Origin of the sequence: Halioglobus maricola (genome assembly GCF_009388985.1) — a bacterium.
Taxonomy (GTDB): Bacteria; Pseudomonadota; Gammaproteobacteria; order Pseudomonadales; family Halieaceae; genus Halioglobus; species Halioglobus maricola.
Genome location: NZ_CP036422.1, coordinates 2,675,137 through 2,691,502 on the forward strand (window position 1 = coordinate 2,675,137; position 16,366 = coordinate 2,691,502).

Here is a 16,366-nt window from a genome sequence, read left to right on the forward strand (position 1 = left end):
CCATCTCATGGGGATCGAGGCTCGCTCCGGCCTATGCTCTAATAGAAGCCGGAGGAACACCCATGACTTCCACCCAACAGGCCATCGCAGAACGCACAACTGAGGCGTTGCGCTCGCTGCCGCGCGACCACTTTATTGAGATGAGCGATCACTCATTAGTGCTCGGCCGCAGTATTCCGCCCACTAACGCGGTCTCGGAAATTCTTAATCACGCCGCTATCGAGCCGGATCACAAAGTGCTGCAGATCGGCACCGGCGCTGGCTACAGCGCGGCACTGTGTGCCCGTCTGGCACAGCAAGTGGTGACCATTGAGATCAGCCAGGCAATGGCGCAACAAGCCCAGGAGCGCTTCAACAAGCTCGAATTAGCCAACCTTATCCTGCGCGTAGATGACGGCAGCCATGGCGCCGCGGATCTAGGACCGTTCAATCGTATTCTGGTCGCCACGCCGCGCATTCATGATAAAGGGCCGCTGATTGACCAACTGGCAGACGGCGGCAAACTCATCGCCCTGGAACAGGGAGAGAACGACACTCTCATTCTCGCCAGCTACAGAATCAGTGAGTTGGGCGCCACGCTGCGCAAGGAGTTGGCTCTCGTTGATTTTTCTCGCGATTCCGGGATGACCTTGCTGGATATGGGCGTGGTTGACCAGGTCATGTTGTCGGAAGCACGGCGAATCGCCCGCGACCGCAAGCAACCGATCATCAAGGTGCTGCGGGACAAACTGGATGTCGAGCATGCGACCCTGTACCGCAAGCTCGCGGAAGAAAACGGCATGCCATTCGCCGCCGTCGACGACCTGCTGCAGCAAGTGCACCCGGAATTGATGGAAGCCTTTTCCCGCAGCTTTCTCGATAGCCACCACCTGATCCCCCTGCGGGTCGATCACCGTGTCCTGCATGTCGTCACCGACGATCCAGATAGCAAAATCGACGATATATTTCACATGTACCCGTACGACCGGGTGGCAAAAGTCCTGGTGACACCAAATGATTTCAAGCGCCTGTGGACCACGGTGGAGCTATCACTTCAAGGTGAAGCCATCAGGTCGCGGCATCGTCAGGCACAGCTGGAGGCGATCAAGCCGAAGGAAGATCTGCTAGACCCCGGCAGGAACAAGGTGGAAGCACGCCTGATTACATTGTGCGACGCCCTGCTGCTCGACGCCGTGAGCGAGGGCGCCAGTGATCTCCATGTTGAACAGTATGATGACAAAGTCAGAATCCGCCTGCGAGTAGACGGCGACTTGCACGACATCACGCACTATACGCTCTCCCCCGCCGATGCCCGGGGCCTGATCAACGTTATCAAGATCCGCGGTGACATGGATATCGCCGAGAAGCGCCTCCCCCAGGGGGGTCGGTCAACACTCACCGCCGGCGGTGCCAGCTTTGACCTGCGCATCCAGGTACAACCCTCCCTGCACGGAGAGGCCGTGGTCATCCGCATGCTGCCCCAATCGGGCAATGTCGTCGCCATTGAAGATCTCGGCCTGCCACCCAGACTGATGAAGGACTACCGACGCCTGCTGGATAATCCCTCTGGCCTGGTACTCGTGGTTGGCCCCACCGGCTCGGGAAAATCCACGACGCTTTACGCGGGCCTTTCTGAATTGGCCAAGGATGGACGGCGCAAGGTCATTACCATTGAAGATCCTATTGAATACTCCATTGACGGCATCCAGCAGACCCACACCCGGCCGGACATCGGATTCAATTTCGCCGATGGCATGCGCTCCTTTGTGCGCCTGGATCCCGATGTCATCCTCGTGGGTGAGATACGCGACACCGAGACCGCTGTCGAGGCCATACGAGCCTCCCAGACCGGCCACGTGGTGTTATCGACCCTGCACGCGAACGATTCTGTGGATGCCCTTCAGCGCATTTTTGACCTTGAGGTCCATGCCAACTCCATCGCCAGCGAGTTGATGGCCGTGATCTCACAGAAACTGGCGAAGCGCATCTGCCCGGACTGCCGCAAGCCTGCCGTGCCGGACCCAGCCATTCTCGCCGAATTGTTTCCGGAAAGTGCGCCGGACAATTTTGTTTGCTTTGAAGGCACCGGCTGCAGCGAGTGTGGTGGCCGTGGCACCCGCGGTCGGGTCGCCGTGGTGGAATACATGCAGACCAACAGCGAGATCCGCGACGGTATTTCCCTGCGCTACCCTATCGCCCGGCTCCGCGCTATCGCTCTGGATTCAGGCCTGATCACCATGCGCGACAGCGCACTGGAACACGTTGTGGCTGGCGTCATCCCCCTGGAAGAGCTGCCCCGTATCCTGCCTGCGGAACGAATGGCCCCCGAGAAACGAGGAGTATGGGAATGAGCGACTCGAGCAAGCAAGTCCAGCGCCTGCCCGCAGAACAGTTTTTCGCGGATGAGCTGGCTCAATTACGGGACAAGGACCCCTGGCCGCGACCACCCGGCTGGCAGCTCTCGCCTCGGGGAGTTGAAGCGTTTGTCCTGGGTAGCGAAGAGATGGGAACAACGCCCAAGTTTGTTGCCCCTCCGGAGATTGTCACCCGGGTCATTATCTCTCTGGCAACCCAGCGCGGCGCCATGCTCGTTGGCGAACCAGGCACCGCAAAGTCCTGGCTGTCAGAGCTCATCTGCGCAGCCATCTGCGACAACTCCACCCTGGTCATTCAGGGCGGCGCCATCGAGACCGTGCAGCAACTGCTCTACAGCTGGAATCAGTCCATCCTGGAGAACAAGGGCCCCTGCCCTGAGGCGCTGATTCCCGGCCCCATTTATCGCGGCATGGCACAGGGCATGCTGGTGCGCTATGAAGAAATTGCTCGCTCATCTCCCGCCCTGCAGGACGCCCTGCTCTCCATCATGTCCGAGCGCGCCATTACCGTGCCCGAGCTGTCCGGAGATGCATCGATACTCTATGCCCGCGATGGCTTCAATCTGGTCGCCACGTCAAACACCACCGATGTGGGCGTGAATGAGATGAGTTCAGCACTCAAGCGCAGAATGAACTTCGAAACCATCAAGCCAATATCAGCAGTAGATGACGAAATCGCAGTGGTGATGCGCGAAGCCGCCAGATTGTTGCGCAGCTCCGGTGTGGAGGTAGAGCCCGATCCGGACATTGTTCGCGTGCTGGTAACTATTTTTCACGAATTACGCAATGGCCAGTCGCTGGAGGGGCGCAGTACAGACCGCCTGGCCAGCGCCGCCATGTCCACCGCAGAGGCAGTGTCTGTGGCACATGCAATGGGCGTCTACGCCTATTACTACCGGGACGGGACAATGAACGCAGAGGACTTCACCGACTTCCTGGTGGGCGCTGCGATCAAGAACAACACCGCCGACCTCAGACGCATGAACCACTACTTCGAAACCGAAGTTGGCAGTCGTAAGGGACATGTCTGGGAAACCGCCTATCGCCGCTGGCGTGCGTCATTCAGATACTGACAAATCTGTTTCGCTCCTACGCCCGTATGTAAGAAAAACATACTATGGACTTGAGCATGAACGCGATTACCTCCCCCGCCCTGGAACGGGCAGCTAATTATTCTCCTGAAGCCCTCCTCGTACGAGAAGCCCTGATAGAAAAGGGTTTGGAGACGCCCCTCGTGGAGACCGGCCTGGCCCCCGAAGAGCAATATCAACGGCTGCACGTGGCCTTCACCGACATCATGTCAGTGCTCGGTCTGGATCTGCGTGATGACAGCCTGAACGAAACGCCACATCGCATCGCCAGCATGTATCTGAACGACCTTTTCGAAGGCCTCGATTACGCCAGCTTCCCCAAGATCACGTCAATTGAGAACAAGATGGGCGTAGACGAGATGGTGTTAGTCGACAACATCGAATTGATCTCTACCTGCGAGCACCACTTTGTGACCATCGATGGTTTTGCAAAGATCGCCTACATCCCGGGCGAACGCGTCATCGGCCTGTCCAAGATCAATCGGTTGGTTCGCTTCTTCGCACGCCGGCCCCAGGTACAGGAACGACTCACCCGGCAGATACAGGTCGCACTGCAGACGCTGCTCGCCACAGAGGATGTCGCTGTCGTGATTGAAGCGACCCACTACTGCGTCAAATCGCGCGGCGTGATGGACACAAGTTCATCGACGCGCACTCAGGCGCTAGGTGGCGTGTTCAGTGAAAACGAAAATCGCCGGCGTGAATTCCTCGGCTAGGACTTTTCAAACCCGCCTGACACGCTAGCCTCGCTTTTTCGCGTAGCTGAAGAGGCCTAGCCCAGTCAGGCACAATAGCAATACCAGGCCCAGCACACCCAGAGCGGTGTTCACTCTGGGCCCGGTCAACCACTGCAGGTAATGTATCTTGTACAGTGTGTTGATCAGCCTGGTATCATCGCCCTGCTGTCGCAACTTCAGCGTCTCCCAGTCAAAGCTAATCGTCACCCCGGTGTCGGTGGTGACGGCCCCATTATCTAGTGATACTGCCCTGCCATAGCGCTCAACATTATGCGCGGTTGCATCATCTATCAGTCTAAAGACAGCTTCTTCCGAAGGCCTGGACGCGGGCTCAAGCGTCACCGGATCGAGGTTAGCGAGGCCGTCACTGCCTCTGGCAAGCAAGTGATATCCAAGTGTCGTGCGCACGAGCCGCAACTCCTGCCATTGGCCCGATGGCGGCACTACCCATTCTCGCTCGATGGCATAGAGTTTTGGTGCCAGCTGTTCGTAGGCAGTTTCATACCCCGGCTTGGTGAGAAAAACGAAACCCGTGAGCGCCCAGAGCAGTAGCGGTATCGCCATGATCAGACCAGCGAGACTGTGGAGGCTGTTGATTTTCATTGTTGGACTGAGAGGTGGCCGACAAACAGCCCTCAAGCCGCTTCGCGCGGCGGGGTATCCTCAAACACAGGGTCCTCTTCCCGCAACCTGATGGGCCCGAATTTGTCAGGAAACTTGCCGCTGGCGCCAGCGTAGACATCACGAAAGTAATCCATGTCCAGCTTCACATTCCCTGTGGGCATTATGCCGGCACCAAAGCCGCCACGTTTGCGACCGAAATCCAGCACAGAGGGAACAATAGGCACATTGGCCTGGCGAGCAATGTGATAGAACCCTGACTTCCAGTATTCCACTCTTTCGCGAGTGCCCTCGGCGGGCACTACCAGCACCAGTTCTTTTGCCTTGACCAGGGTTTGCGCCATCGAGCCCACAATGCCATTGCTACTTTTACGATCGATAGGCAAACCACCCAGAGCGCGCATAAGCCAGCCTGTGAAGGGGTTGAACAGGCTGTCCTTGGCCATCCACTGAATCTTGATATCAAATGCCGCAGCAAACAGCAGCATCATGGGAAAATCCCAGTTGGATGTGTGCGGCGCCGCGATCAAAACATAGCGTTCGTGAACCGGCCGTGCCCCTTCCAGGGTCCAGCCCATCCAGGCCAGTAATTTTCGTGCAATTGTCTGTTTCATATTCCGTGTCTCTTACCGGGCGCGGATACTAGCAGACACCAGCCTATATTACTTATGATGTTTCGCAAGGTAGCGGTCCAGAACATTGGCAAATTCCATTTTGTCCCGCTCGCCCAGAGCAGGTGGCCCACCGCGTATTTCCACCGCCGATGAGCGCATGGTGTCCATGAAATCGCGCATATTGAGGCGCTGGCGAATATTATTGGCCGTGAATTTCTCGCCCCGTGAAGACAGCGCCCCCGCGCCCTTCTCTATCACCTCTGCCGCCAGCGGGATATCCGAAGTGATCACCAGGTCCCCCGCCTCAACTTGCTGGGCTATGTAGTCGTCGGCGACATCGAACCCTGATTCGACCTGACGTGCGGTAATCCAGGGGGACGCGGGGATGGGGATCAGATGATTGGCCACAAAGATAAGCGGGCACTCAACCCGCTTGGCCGCGCGGCACAATATTTCCCTGATCACCTTCGGGCAGGCATCGGCGTCCACCCAGATAGTCATGCTCACAACTGTGGAATTTCCGCCAGATCGATAGGAAGTTCGCTACGCCCAATGCGAGCGGCACGCTCCTGCAAGGTGATTTCTGCTTCTTCCACGCCAATCATAATGACGAAGCGCTGCTCGCGAATACCCTGCAGGCAATACCGTGCAAGTTCATCAAGGTCCTGCACTTCCAGGGTGACGCCAGCAGCCTCCATAGCAACCTTGAAATCAGCCACAGTCGGCACTGGGTCGTATGCTTTCTCGCGCGCCAGTTCCTCGGGGCGATTGCGGTCAGTGGTCCAGATACCCGTGTCCAGGAGTCCGCCAGAAGGGTAGAACACAGAGGCACTCAGCCTGGTCTCCTCGCTTTGCAACTGGGCCGCAAGGCACTCGCTGATACACGACACCGCGGCTTTACTGGAAGCGTAGACGGACTGGTAAGGCAGTGGCGAGATACCGCCGTCGCCCGATGAGGTGTTGATAATGTGCCCTTCCTGGCCACCCTCGATCATGCGCGGTACGAAAGCGCGTATGCCGTTCATCACGCCGCCGACATTCACACCGTGCACCCAGGTCCAATCGTTTTCGGTAGTTTCCCAGACGTTGGCAGAAGGTGCGGCCACACCAGCGTTGTTAAACAACAGGTGACACACACCATATTTGGCATACACTTCATCGGCGAGCGTATCCAGCGAGGTCTGGCTGGACACATCCGTCACCACCCCAGTGATCTCACCTGCTTCTGAGAATTCGGCCAACACTTTGTCCAGGGCCGCCTGCTCAACATCGCCGACGACAACCTTTGCACCTGCCGCGAGCAATTCCTTGACGATGGAACGACCTATACCTGAAGCGCCACCAGTAACCACGGCGACCTTTCCACTGAAATCCTGCATTCGCTTGTTTTCCTCTGTTATCGAATTGGTGTGATTACAGTAGCGTCACTGCCGCTACTCGGCCACCAGTTCCAGTTGCCGCGGCACGCGTTTAACGCCTTGGTTTATCTTTGTATTCAGCGCCTGGCATGAATGGCCTCACGCATAGTGGGTATATTCCTTTTTCAGGATTGTTCTCCTTGTCGACCCGGAGTTACGATAAGGTTTCTTCCAATACCCCAGAGCGACATTCAAGCGGTGATTCAGGAACTCAACATTCGCGTCAAGGGCCAGGGCCTTCATGCTTTCACGCCACAGGTGCAACAGCTTGTCGCACAGAGTGGCTCTGGCGAGGGCCTGTGTACGCTGTTTATTCGCCACACGTCGGCCTCCCTGCTGATTCAGGAAAACTACGATGAATCAGCCCGGGTCGATCTGGAAGCCTGGCTCAATCGCCTGGTGCCGGAAAATGACCCGCTCTACACCCACACCCTGGAAGGCGCGGACGACATGCCGGCTCACATCAAGAGTGCGCTCACCGCCACCCAGATCAGCATTCCGTTCCAGCGGGGGGAGTTGATGCTGGGTACCTGGCAGGGCATATTCCTTACACATTAGTTAGCATATTGACATAACCACACATTAGTGGAAATATAGCTGACATAATTCTAAGCACACAGGCACTGCCCTTTGGCTTTTATTCAACCCTATTCGGCTCAACCATATATCCGCAGCAGTGGGGAGTGGGTTCCGGATGAGTCTAGAAGTCCGAAGACCAAATACACCATTTTTTGGTCAGACGGAGAACTATGGATGGAGGCTCACCGTTATTTAGCAGAAAGAAGGGCAAAATCTGAAACAATTCGTAGCAACGCTAATGATCTGAGGGCTTACGCTGACTGGCTGGAAGCAAATAATCTTCACTGGTTGCATTTCCCCATCAGACGAGAGGACCGCTGTTTAGACCGATTCAGGGGCTACCTAATAAAAACTTCGAGTGGAACCAGCGCAGTTCCTTCGCGAAGAATGAACGCTGTCGTAAATTTCTACAAGTGGGCCAAGGCTAAAGGACTGATCGACAAACAGCTCGATATGTGGGAAGACCAGCAGGTGGCAGTCACGTTTTTTAACCCAACAGGGTTTCAAAGAACGGCAGGCGTTTGGACCACCGACCTGAGAATCCCCCATCGAAAAACTAACATCACTACCCTTGAAGACGGGCTTCTGCCACTTTCTGCAGTGGACCGAGATATCTTACTGGCTTATCTCAAACGCAAGCCAAGCGAACAGAACACAGTTCTACATGCCATGCTCACTCTTGGTTTTTTCACTGGTGCGCGTATCGGTTCCATCAGATCCCTCCGGATCGAAAATTTACTAAACGCAATACCGGACCCGACTTTCACACCAGAGCCCACGCATCCTGAGAATTTACTGCTGTTAGTTGCGGCCGGACCCGGCACAGGCATTGATACCAAACTTGATGTGGCTGGAAACCTGCGTTTCCTCTCAGCAATACACAATTTCATTCTTGATTATGCTCAAACAAACGTCACCAGACTGAAACGGCAAGCGAAGGCAAATAAGGAAGATAAGTCTCACGTTTTTCTGACGAAAGATGGAAAACCATACAGCGAAGGCAGCGTGAATACAGCCATTTACGATCTGAGAAAGGCTTTGGTTCGCGATGGTTTAACCCAGTTTCATGACTTCAAATTTCACCAATCCAGAGCGACCTGTGGAACTGAACTGGCACGGCTTTACATGACGAACAGCGACGCTGACGCAATTGAACACGTTAAAGACTGGCTGATGCACAAGGACGCACGCACAACGTGGACTTACATAAAGTTTTTGAAGTCAACAAAGACCGCGAGAAAGGTAAATATGGCGTTCACGAACCAGTTCTTAGGCCCAAATTTTTCATAGCGAATTGACTGAATGCCGAAACCTGACAATCTAACCATCAAAGAAATTGAAGGCGCCTGGTCCGATCTCAGTCGCTGGCTCGTCAAAGGCGGGGCTGCGATCAACCCCAGGTGGTTCTATCACAGTGCAACCACTAATACCTGGAAAAACGTGATCAAGGATCGCCTTCCCTTCGTCGAAGCAGCTAGAGACTATTTCAACTATGAGGTAACGCGCGGCACCAAGGTGTCATCACTAGCTGGCTATGCCTCTTACATGAACACGTTTATGCAATGGGTGGATGAAAATAATATCGTTCTATCGCTGGACGATAATGAGTTAGAGGAGATTTATCTCGCATTCGATGAATACTGCTACCAAAGTGCCTGGATCAAAAAGGAGGTAAAGAAAAGCTCGGCCTACCATAAATCTTTCAATGTATCTCAATCTTTATCCAAAATATTGGAAAGACCTGCTCATGCGTTATTAAGGTATAAATCCAGAACTGTCAAAGCGTTCAGTCGGACCGCAAAAACATCAGTCAGCCGAGCAGCTGAAAAGCAGCACTTAGGCGATACAAGTACTCTTGGTTACTACTGTGTCGATCTAGCGAATGCGATAACGATCGAGTCTGTCTACGGCCAACTACCTATCCGAGCAAACTCCTTTAGACCTGATGGGACAGTTCTACCAATCTCAATAGTACCGCCAGGCCTCCAGAGCGCACTTGATGGTAAAAGATACAATAGGTCTAGAGCATGGGCGGAAAAGATGTGCGCCCCAACAACATCTATAGGAAGGGATCGCGCGCCCCTTTTACGACTCCGTCTGCTAGCGGAACTGGTAGTCTTCGTTTATCAGACTGGAATCAACGTATCGCTAGCTCTCCAAATTGAGCGCAAAGGCTTCAAGTACAAGTCCCAGGGGAATAGTGATTGGCTAGTCACCGGGCGGAAAGGCAGAAAACAAGGACCCGCAAGCTTTACTATCTACAAGGAATACAGAGAACGGTTTAAACGTCTTATAGATTTTGTCGATCATTTTTATCCGGGGGATACCCAACTTTTTCCTATCGCGACAAAGAGCGGAAGGCAGAAAGGAACTATAAACTACGATGTGTTAAAGAATCACGCGGCACGTGATGATGTGCCTTGGATTCCCCCCAGGGTTACACGAAACACTCGTGCAAACTTTCTAGATCGCCAATCTGGTGACCCGAATCTCAGTGATGAAATGAACCAGCACACCAGGGAGGTATTTCGACAGAATTATGAGAGGCCGTCACAGCAACGCGCAATGACAGCGCTGACACAATTCTGGAAAAATAGTCCGGTTAGCTTGATAAACAGCGGCTGTGACGCGAAACCCGAATCGACAGAAGATAAACCATCAGGCGTTATCAGCCCTAACTGTATCAACGAATCCGGCTGCCTGTGGTGCAAGAGTCACCGTGACATCGACTCCGAGGACTATGTTTGGTCGTTAGCAACGTTTAGACACCTAAAACTGATTGAAGCCGCACAACCCATCAAACGTGAAATCCCCTCCGATCTAGTGATTGATCGTTTGTCGAATAAACTTCAAGCCTTCAAAGATCGAAACGAAAAGTCGCGGAAATGGGTGGAAGAGGCGCTTTTGCGGATTGAAGAGGGTGACTATCACCCAACGTGGAAAAATGTCTTAAATTTCTGGGAGTCTAGATGAACAAGCATGCACTTCGATTCTGTGGAAATCTCGAGTCATCCCAGGAAGCATCAGAACTTCGTAACTACCAACCTTGCACCTTCCCTCCTCCGGATGACTTTTACGTTTCTGTAGACAAAGACGGAAACCCACTTTCAAAATATTCCGATGACAGGTGGGACTTCAGCGCCTACGGCAGCAAAGGATTTAATTTTGGCAAACATAAACTCACTTCAAAGAACAATGACCTACTCAAACAGTTGATCTTTTTGTATCTGTATCACATGCCGCTTTTTCCTGGAAAAGTACAGTCAGTCAACCACCCGTTTTACACTCTAGCCAAGCTCTGCAAACTTGCAGATTCTCATAACGTAAGCGTAGATCAGCTATATCGCTTTCCACGGTTGGCTGGCGACGTTATGAAATATTTTCAGCCAGCACAGCACGAAAAATTGTTCGGCGTCCTGAATAGCTTGTTGAGATCAGAGGAGTTCCTTGGCTGGAAGATAGCTGATGCCGCTTTCATCGAAGAACTCGCCCGACATCGTATTCCCCACATAAATACGCAGAGTGCTTACATACCTCCACGCCTTTGGATGTCATTGATTCAGAGCACCGAGACTGTTATGGACGCATTTCAAACACACCAAGCAGCTTTCGAAAAGGCCTGGGTATGGATATCAAATGCGTACCGGCACAACATAGAAAATGGCTACAGCCAGATGAGCCCATTTCACAACTCAGAAGTGGACGTCAACTATATAAATCATAGCTCGAGGAAGCCAAGACGGGTTTATCCAGGTGGTTCGAAGGCCTTTTTTGAAAACTATGGTATAGCGAATCTATTAAACCAATGGGTTGGCTACGTACCTGATCCTACATATGATACCGCGGCTCTGTCCTCCTACGCGAATCTAGTCCGAGATTGCGCATTCACATTTATCCTGGCACACAGTATTCAGCGTGTTGGAGAGGGGTTGTCCTTGCGCTCAGATTGCTTTCACTTAGACTACGACCCCACTCTTGGAAACATCGGGCTATTGGTGGGTGAAACCACGAAGACAGACCCTGACAGTGACGCACGCTGGGTGGTGCCAACCTCAGTTGAACGCGCGGTGAACATCCTCAAGTTTCTAGGTCATTTGCGCATAGACAATACATTCAAGTCAGTCACACAAGAATTTGCCAGAAACCCATATCTTATGACAGGCCAGATAGAATGCTGGCACAGAGGCTCTACTTCCCTGAATTTGAGCCAATGGGGTTTGGGTAAGTTTGTAGAAAAAAACCCTCTTGTCTTCGAAGAAGCCAACTTTTCCATCACTGAAGAAGATTACAAGATTGCGTACCAACTTACACCGCGCCTCACAGAGAAGAGCTGGTTCAAGGTTGGTGGGATTTGGTCGTTCAGCGCACACCAACTACGGCGCACGTTGGCCGTAAACCTATTTACCTCCGACGTACCGGAATCAGTCATTCAGTGGATGATGAAACACAAAAGCCTCAATCAAAGCTACTACTATGGTCGCAATTATACTCGCTTGCGAATGAATACCGCTGCGGAACAGGCTGTTGTGACGGAAAGCTATAGAGCGACAATAAGGAACCTAAGCGAAATAGCTGATAACACCTTGGGTGAAAATGTCCACGCGACTGGAAACAACCTGATCAATGTCGACACTCTTAATCTAATTGAAAAGCGTGATCACAAGAAACTTGAGGCCCTTGCAAAGAAGGGGGAGATCGCTGCAAGACAAACACTACTCGGCTTTTGCATGACACAGAGTTGCGAGTACGGTGGAGTAGAGTCTGCTGTACATTGCGCTGGTGTCGATGGCAGCGGCCCTTGCAAGGACGCTGTTTTCTCCAAACGAAACCGCAAGCGACTTAAAATTATGTACGACAACAATGCGGAGGAACTAAACGATTTAGTTGAAAATACCCCGAGGCATTCGAAACTGAAGGCCGAAAACGAAGCCATTGAGGTATATTTCCATGCCACGTCCTAAGACTGTTGAATCAGAAATGCGAGCTGCGTTTGAGCGACTGAAAAATGACGAACCAATCATTCTGGCCAAAGGCTCCCCCGTGTCTCTCTCTAATGTCGCCAAAGAGGCTGGAAGTCTACCGAATAGCTTGAGAAGCGATCGCTACCCGGGTCTACACGGAGAGATTACTTCTTACGCCGAGATTAATGCCAAGCCAGTTAAGAGAGCCAATGCCCGAAAGACAAGAGAATCTGCCTCCAAACGTATCAAACGACTGCAAAAGCAGCACCAGAAGCTTCTAAATATAGTAAACGCGCTAACCTCCCTCAACGAAGAGTTGAAACGAGAGAACGAAATGCTCAGGGAAGGAAACGTAACGCGGTTAGAAAAGCCAATGAGTTCAGAAGGTGATGTGTTATGAGTGACTTCAGATGGATCAGCTTATAGATGCTACTTATCAATCCAGTGCGATGGTATCGGAAGATATTGTGGCTGTTATTTACTCTACTTTGGGCTTCTGATAATGACCTAAACCAGATCGTAGACTCGTGCTCAACCGACTGTTGAGTCAGCCAACATTACATGAAAGTTTGCAAAAGCTGTTTCGGAGTTATCGATAAGCACCTGATAATCTGAATTGATGCCTCCGAACTGGTCTTGGATTTGCCTGAGTTTCTTCTTGGAAAAATAGTTTGTAGCAAAGGCAGTCCCCAATGCCTCCTTTAGAGAGTTTTCTGAGCTCTTAATAGCCTTGCTGCACGAACTTTGCAGTTCCTTACGCTTTTCCAATTCACCCGCCTGCGGAATCGGTTTACCCGACATCAGCGATATCGCCAGTTCGAACGGGAGACCTTGACCCGTACGTTGAAAATACTGAAAAGCTGCCTGTACGGCAAAGTATCTTCTCCCCAAGGCAGCCTGTTGGCCACGGCTAGCGACGCGCATGAATTTTTCGAAATCTATTGAAACCATCATAGGTGACTGCGTGTCGTGCACGGGACTACACTCAACAAGAAACTGGACCACCTTTTTTTGCAGTGATAGTTCACTAACACGGACTTTCTCTTCGTTGCCAATGGCGCACGACAGGTCATCGAAAATGCGCCGCAACCCGGGTGATGTAATATTAGGCTCATCTAAAAGATATCTAAGTGTAGAGGTTCTAATAGCGTAGTGTTGACTTAGATTGCTTTGTGATCGTTGCACTTCAATCAACACAGCAAACAAAACACGCATCTTGATTGAGGTTCGCATTAGACAGGGGTGTACCATCATACTTATTGAAACGGGCACACTACGTCCAATTTTTATTACTGCTCTTTGAAGAAAGTTTGCCTCTAATAATTCGGCCGTTCTGGCAGGGCTATTTCCAATCCAATCACCAGTTCCGTCATCTCTTTCGTTGAGAGCGGAGCAAGACATCGTGCACGGGCGCGCCCTAGTTGTCGTTAGAACCGCGGGAACTAGACTTTTATCCGATGACTCTTTCCGCTCAATGTATTCTCTAAGTCGCTCGAGTACTGTCTTCGCATCGGACCGCCAATGGCGGAGCAAGTGTTCTTTATTCAGTATTTCCCAGTTTTTACCAGGACCTAAGCGACGGGATTCTTCATACGACTCTAGTATCAGTCTCTTCTCTTCGTCTTCAAGAACGCTTTCCAGGGTGCCACACGGGAATTCGGACAGTATAATTTTGTGCCAACCTAGCTCGGCTTGTTCCTTTCCGAAGCATAGAACAGTGTTCGCTATCACCCTATTGAGTTCAGAAGAACCGGATAGATATCCCGAGTTTTCCCCTGAAGACCTCCCAATGTACGAAATGGTCTTCATTCCATTTAACGAGAAATATATCTCGTAAATATGTGGGAAACCTACCTTGGACCGGTCAGCGCGGATAATTGGCATCTACATACCCATCTATCCACTGTTACCGCACTTCAACTGAATAACCATCGTCTAAACCCCGATAAAGCATCAATTTCTCCAAAATGAGCATTATAGCCCGTGGTGTTATAGCGCTCAATTCCAGATATTTCTATCTTTTGGCTGGGAGTGTATCGGCGTGGAAAGTAATCTAGAGTCAATGGGCCGACGGATTAGAGAAACAAGAAATTCTCAACAAATTTCACAAGAGACTCTAGCCGACATGGCAGGGGTCGATCGGAGTCACATGGGCTTTATAGAACGTGGAAAGAGGGATATCCGAGTTAGTACTCTGTTTAAGATAGCCCGGGCGTTAAAAATGCCTCCTGGCAACTTACTGGATTTCTAGAGATAGCCGCATTGCATTGGTGGCTTGCTTCTAATCTAAGGTTTCACTTGACTCTCGATTCTAACGAATTTGCGAGAGCCGATATTCCGTTCCTAGGCACATTACCATTCGCCCTCGGAACCACGCCTCTCTCAAACAATCTGGCAGGACAGCTTTGAACTTCCATGGAGGCCTATCCTTCTCCCGACAAAGCCGAAATACTATCAAAAGCTCGCCACCCCAGAGCTCTCCGCATCGACTTGCACCCTACCGGCGCTTAAAACCGCTGGACTGCTTGAAGTTGCCAAGCTGAGGCTCCAAACACGCTTTTCATGGCGCCTCAAGTGAAGTAGTTTGACCAAATCATTGATAGTGCTGTAGTCACTGCCCAGACGACAACGATTGTAAAATTCCACAGTGCTCTACTGTTTGCTGATCTGAGCAATGGCGGCGCAGTGACTTCAATTGTGCATTTAGCTGCATCAGTTCGCGAATTCTCGTCTCTACCTGCTGAATATGCGTCTCCATCATGCGATTCACCTCATCACATTGAGCCCCTGGCGAGCGCTTCAGTTCCAACAATTGGCGAATCTCTGACAAGCTGAGGTCCAGTCCACGACAGAGTTTGATAAATGACAGCTGCTCTATGTGACTGTCGTCGTAAAGGCGGAAGTTTCCTTCACTGCGTTGGGTCGAAGGCAGCAAATTCTCCTTTTCATAGTAACGAATGGCTTGCACAGAGCAGCCGGTCAATTTTGCGAGTTTACCGATTTTCATTGGGGGTTCGCCCTGGTGCTTGACTCTATAGTAACTATAGAGTTTAGACTGCAATGCATTAACGTGACAAGAGGCCTGTATGACTGATCAAAATGACAGTTGTTGTCAGGGCAATAAAACGAAGAGTCCTACCCAGGATGCGACAAATGGCGACCTTTCAGCAGTCGGCTTTGTCAGTGAATATGATGTGCCCAAAATGGATTGCCCCTCAGAGGAGGGAATCATCCGTATGGCGCTGGAGGGTGTGAAGCCGAGCGTTGTTCTGGAGTTTGATACGCCCAATCGGAAAGTCCGCATTTTCCATGGTGAGGACACAGAAGCGGTTGAAGAACGGATGCTTTCCATAGGCCTTGGGGCCCGGCGTAAGAGCACCGAGCCAGTGTCTGACGATGCGATCGCTTGTGCCCAGGAAACCGCCCAGGACACAGCAGAGAAGGAAATGGGCGTTCTCAAGTGGCTGCTAGCAATTAACGGCATTATGTTTGTCGTGGAGATAGTGGTTGGCTGGTGGGCGCAATCCACTGGTCTGATTGCAGATTCGCTGGACATGTTTGCCGATGCGGCGGTCTACGGCGTCGCACTCTATGCCGTCGGCCAAAGTGCTCAGATGAAATTGAGGGCTGCGCATTTTTCAGGCTGGCTGCAGGTTATTCTGGCTCTCGGCGCATTGAGTGAGGTTGTTCGTCGATTCCTGTACGGCAGTGAACCGGACTCAAACTTGATGATGTCGTTCGGTCTAATAGCTCTCGCAGCTAACGTGTTGTGCTTGGCGCTCATCACCAAGCATCGCGAAGGTGGAGTGCACATGAGAGCCAGTTGGATTTTCTCTGCCAATGACGTCATCGCTAACCTGGGTATCATTATTGCCGGAGCCCTGGTCGCCTGGACAGGGTCACGCTATCCGGACCTGATCATTGGCTTCATCATCGCCGGGGTCGTTCTGAACGGTGCCTACAGAATACTGAAGCTTAGATCCTGAACAGA

16 protein-coding genes are annotated in these 16,366 nt (G+C 51.9%); 10 read left to right on the forward strand and 6 right to left on the reverse strand.

Annotated features, from left to right (window positions below):
- The first annotated feature begins 62 nt into the window (after window positions 1-62).
- Genes EY643_RS12160 through folE form a run of 3 tightly spaced genes read left to right on the forward strand, consistent with a single transcriptional unit; the run spans window position 63 to window position 4,161 of the window.
- Window positions 63-2,330 carry an ATPase, T2SS/T4P/T4SS family gene (locus tag EY643_RS12160; protein WP_153239495.1) on the forward strand — a complete coding sequence of 756 codons (2,268 nt, stop codon included), beginning with the start codon at window positions 63-65 and terminating at the stop codon, window positions 2,328-2,330.
- Window positions 2,327-3,427 (forward strand): ATP-binding protein, encoded by a 1,101-nt coding sequence (locus EY643_RS12165; RefSeq protein ID WP_153239496.1) that lies wholly within the window; start codon window positions 2,327-2,329, stop codon window positions 3,425-3,427. The genes EY643_RS12160 and EY643_RS12165 overlap by 4 nt, the downstream gene beginning before the upstream one ends.
- A 56-nt stretch (window positions 3,428-3,483) precedes the next feature.
- A complete protein-coding gene (folE, locus tag EY643_RS12170; protein WP_153239497.1) occupies window positions 3,484-4,161 on the forward strand; it encodes a GTP cyclohydrolase I FolE in 678 nt (225 codons plus the stop codon).
- 24 nt (window positions 4,162-4,185) lie between these two features.
- On the opposite strand, the gene EY643_RS12175 is transcribed toward folE, so the two are convergent.
- Genes EY643_RS12175 through EY643_RS12190 form a run of 4 tightly spaced genes read right to left on the reverse strand, consistent with a single transcriptional unit; the run spans window position 4,186 to window position 6,796 of the window.
- The gene (locus EY643_RS12175) at window positions 4,186-4,785 is read right to left on the reverse strand and encodes a PepSY domain-containing protein (protein WP_153239498.1); all 600 of its coding nucleotides are present in this window, start codon (window positions 4,783-4,785) and stop codon (window positions 4,186-4,188) included.
- A 32-nt stretch (window positions 4,786-4,817) separates the two neighbouring features.
- Complete coding sequence (locus EY643_RS12180) at window positions 4,818-5,417, reverse strand: 1-acyl-sn-glycerol-3-phosphate acyltransferase (RefSeq protein WP_153239499.1); 600 nt, start codon at window positions 5,415-5,417, stop codon at window positions 4,818-4,820.
- Window positions 5,418-5,465: 48 nt separating this feature from the next.
- Window positions 5,466-5,918: a YaiI/YqxD family protein gene (locus tag EY643_RS12185; protein ID WP_153241014.1), complete on the reverse strand. Its 453-nt coding sequence runs from the start codon at window positions 5,916-5,918 to the stop codon at window positions 5,466-5,468.
- Between the two features lie 2 nt (window positions 5,919-5,920).
- Window positions 5,921-6,796 (reverse strand): SDR family NAD(P)-dependent oxidoreductase, encoded by an 876-nt coding sequence (locus EY643_RS12190; protein WP_153239500.1) that lies wholly within the window; start codon window positions 6,794-6,796, stop codon window positions 5,921-5,923.
- Between the two features lie 237 nt (window positions 6,797-7,033).
- Between EY643_RS12190 and EY643_RS12195 the strand changes: the two genes are divergently transcribed.
- The 5 genes from EY643_RS12195 to EY643_RS12215 all read left to right on the forward strand — a co-directional run bounded on the left by EY643_RS12195 (window position 7,034) and on the right by EY643_RS12215 (window position 12,775).
- Window positions 7,034-7,393 (forward strand): secondary thiamine-phosphate synthase enzyme YjbQ, encoded by a 360-nt coding sequence (locus EY643_RS12195; protein WP_153239501.1) that lies wholly within the window; start codon window positions 7,034-7,036, stop codon window positions 7,391-7,393.
- A 72-nt stretch (window positions 7,394-7,465) separates the two neighbouring features.
- Window positions 7,466-8,704 (forward strand): tyrosine-type recombinase/integrase, encoded by a 1,239-nt coding sequence (locus EY643_RS12200; RefSeq protein WP_240732688.1) that lies wholly within the window; start codon window positions 7,466-7,468, stop codon window positions 8,702-8,704.
- Window positions 8,705-8,716: 12 nt separating this feature from the next.
- Window positions 8,717-10,387 (forward strand): hypothetical protein, encoded by a 1,671-nt coding sequence (locus EY643_RS12205; RefSeq protein WP_153239502.1) that lies wholly within the window; start codon window positions 8,717-8,719, stop codon window positions 10,385-10,387.
- Window positions 10,384-12,375: a tyrosine-type recombinase/integrase gene (locus EY643_RS12210; protein ID WP_153239503.1), complete on the forward strand. Its 1,992-nt coding sequence runs from the start codon at window positions 10,384-10,386 to the stop codon at window positions 12,373-12,375. The genes EY643_RS12205 and EY643_RS12210 overlap by 4 nt, the downstream gene beginning before the upstream one ends.
- Window positions 12,362-12,775, forward strand: coding sequence for a hypothetical protein (locus EY643_RS12215; protein WP_153239504.1), 414 nt, complete (start codon window positions 12,362-12,364; stop codon window positions 12,773-12,775). Before EY643_RS12210 ends, EY643_RS12215 begins: the two co-directional genes overlap by 14 nt.
- Before the next feature lie 131 nt (window positions 12,776-12,906).
- On the opposite strand, the gene EY643_RS12220 is transcribed toward EY643_RS12215, so the two are convergent.
- Window positions 12,907-13,590: a hypothetical protein gene (locus tag EY643_RS12220; RefSeq protein WP_170287384.1), complete on the reverse strand. Its 684-nt coding sequence runs from the start codon at window positions 13,588-13,590 to the stop codon at window positions 12,907-12,909.
- A gap of 847 nt (window positions 13,591-14,437) precedes the next feature.
- Between EY643_RS12220 and EY643_RS12225 the strand changes: the two genes are divergently transcribed.
- On the forward strand, window positions 14,438-14,626 hold the full coding sequence (locus EY643_RS12225) for a helix-turn-helix transcriptional regulator (RefSeq protein ID WP_153241016.1): 189 nt from the start codon (window positions 14,438-14,440) through the stop codon (window positions 14,624-14,626).
- A 360-nt stretch (window positions 14,627-14,986) separates the two neighbouring features.
- On the opposite strand, the gene cadR is transcribed toward EY643_RS12225, so the two are convergent.
- The gene (gene cadR / locus EY643_RS12230) at window positions 14,987-15,382 is read right to left on the reverse strand and encodes a Cd(II)/Pb(II)-responsive transcriptional regulator (RefSeq protein ID WP_153239506.1); all 396 of its coding nucleotides are present in this window, start codon (window positions 15,380-15,382) and stop codon (window positions 14,987-14,989) included.
- 79 nt (window positions 15,383-15,461) lie between these two features.
- On the opposite strand from cadR, the gene EY643_RS12235 reads away from it, so the two are divergent.
- Window positions 15,462-16,361: a cation efflux transmembrane domain-containing protein gene (locus tag EY643_RS12235; protein WP_153239507.1), complete on the forward strand. Its 900-nt coding sequence runs from the start codon at window positions 15,462-15,464 to the stop codon at window positions 16,359-16,361.
- Window positions 16,362-16,366: the final 5 nt, after the last annotated feature.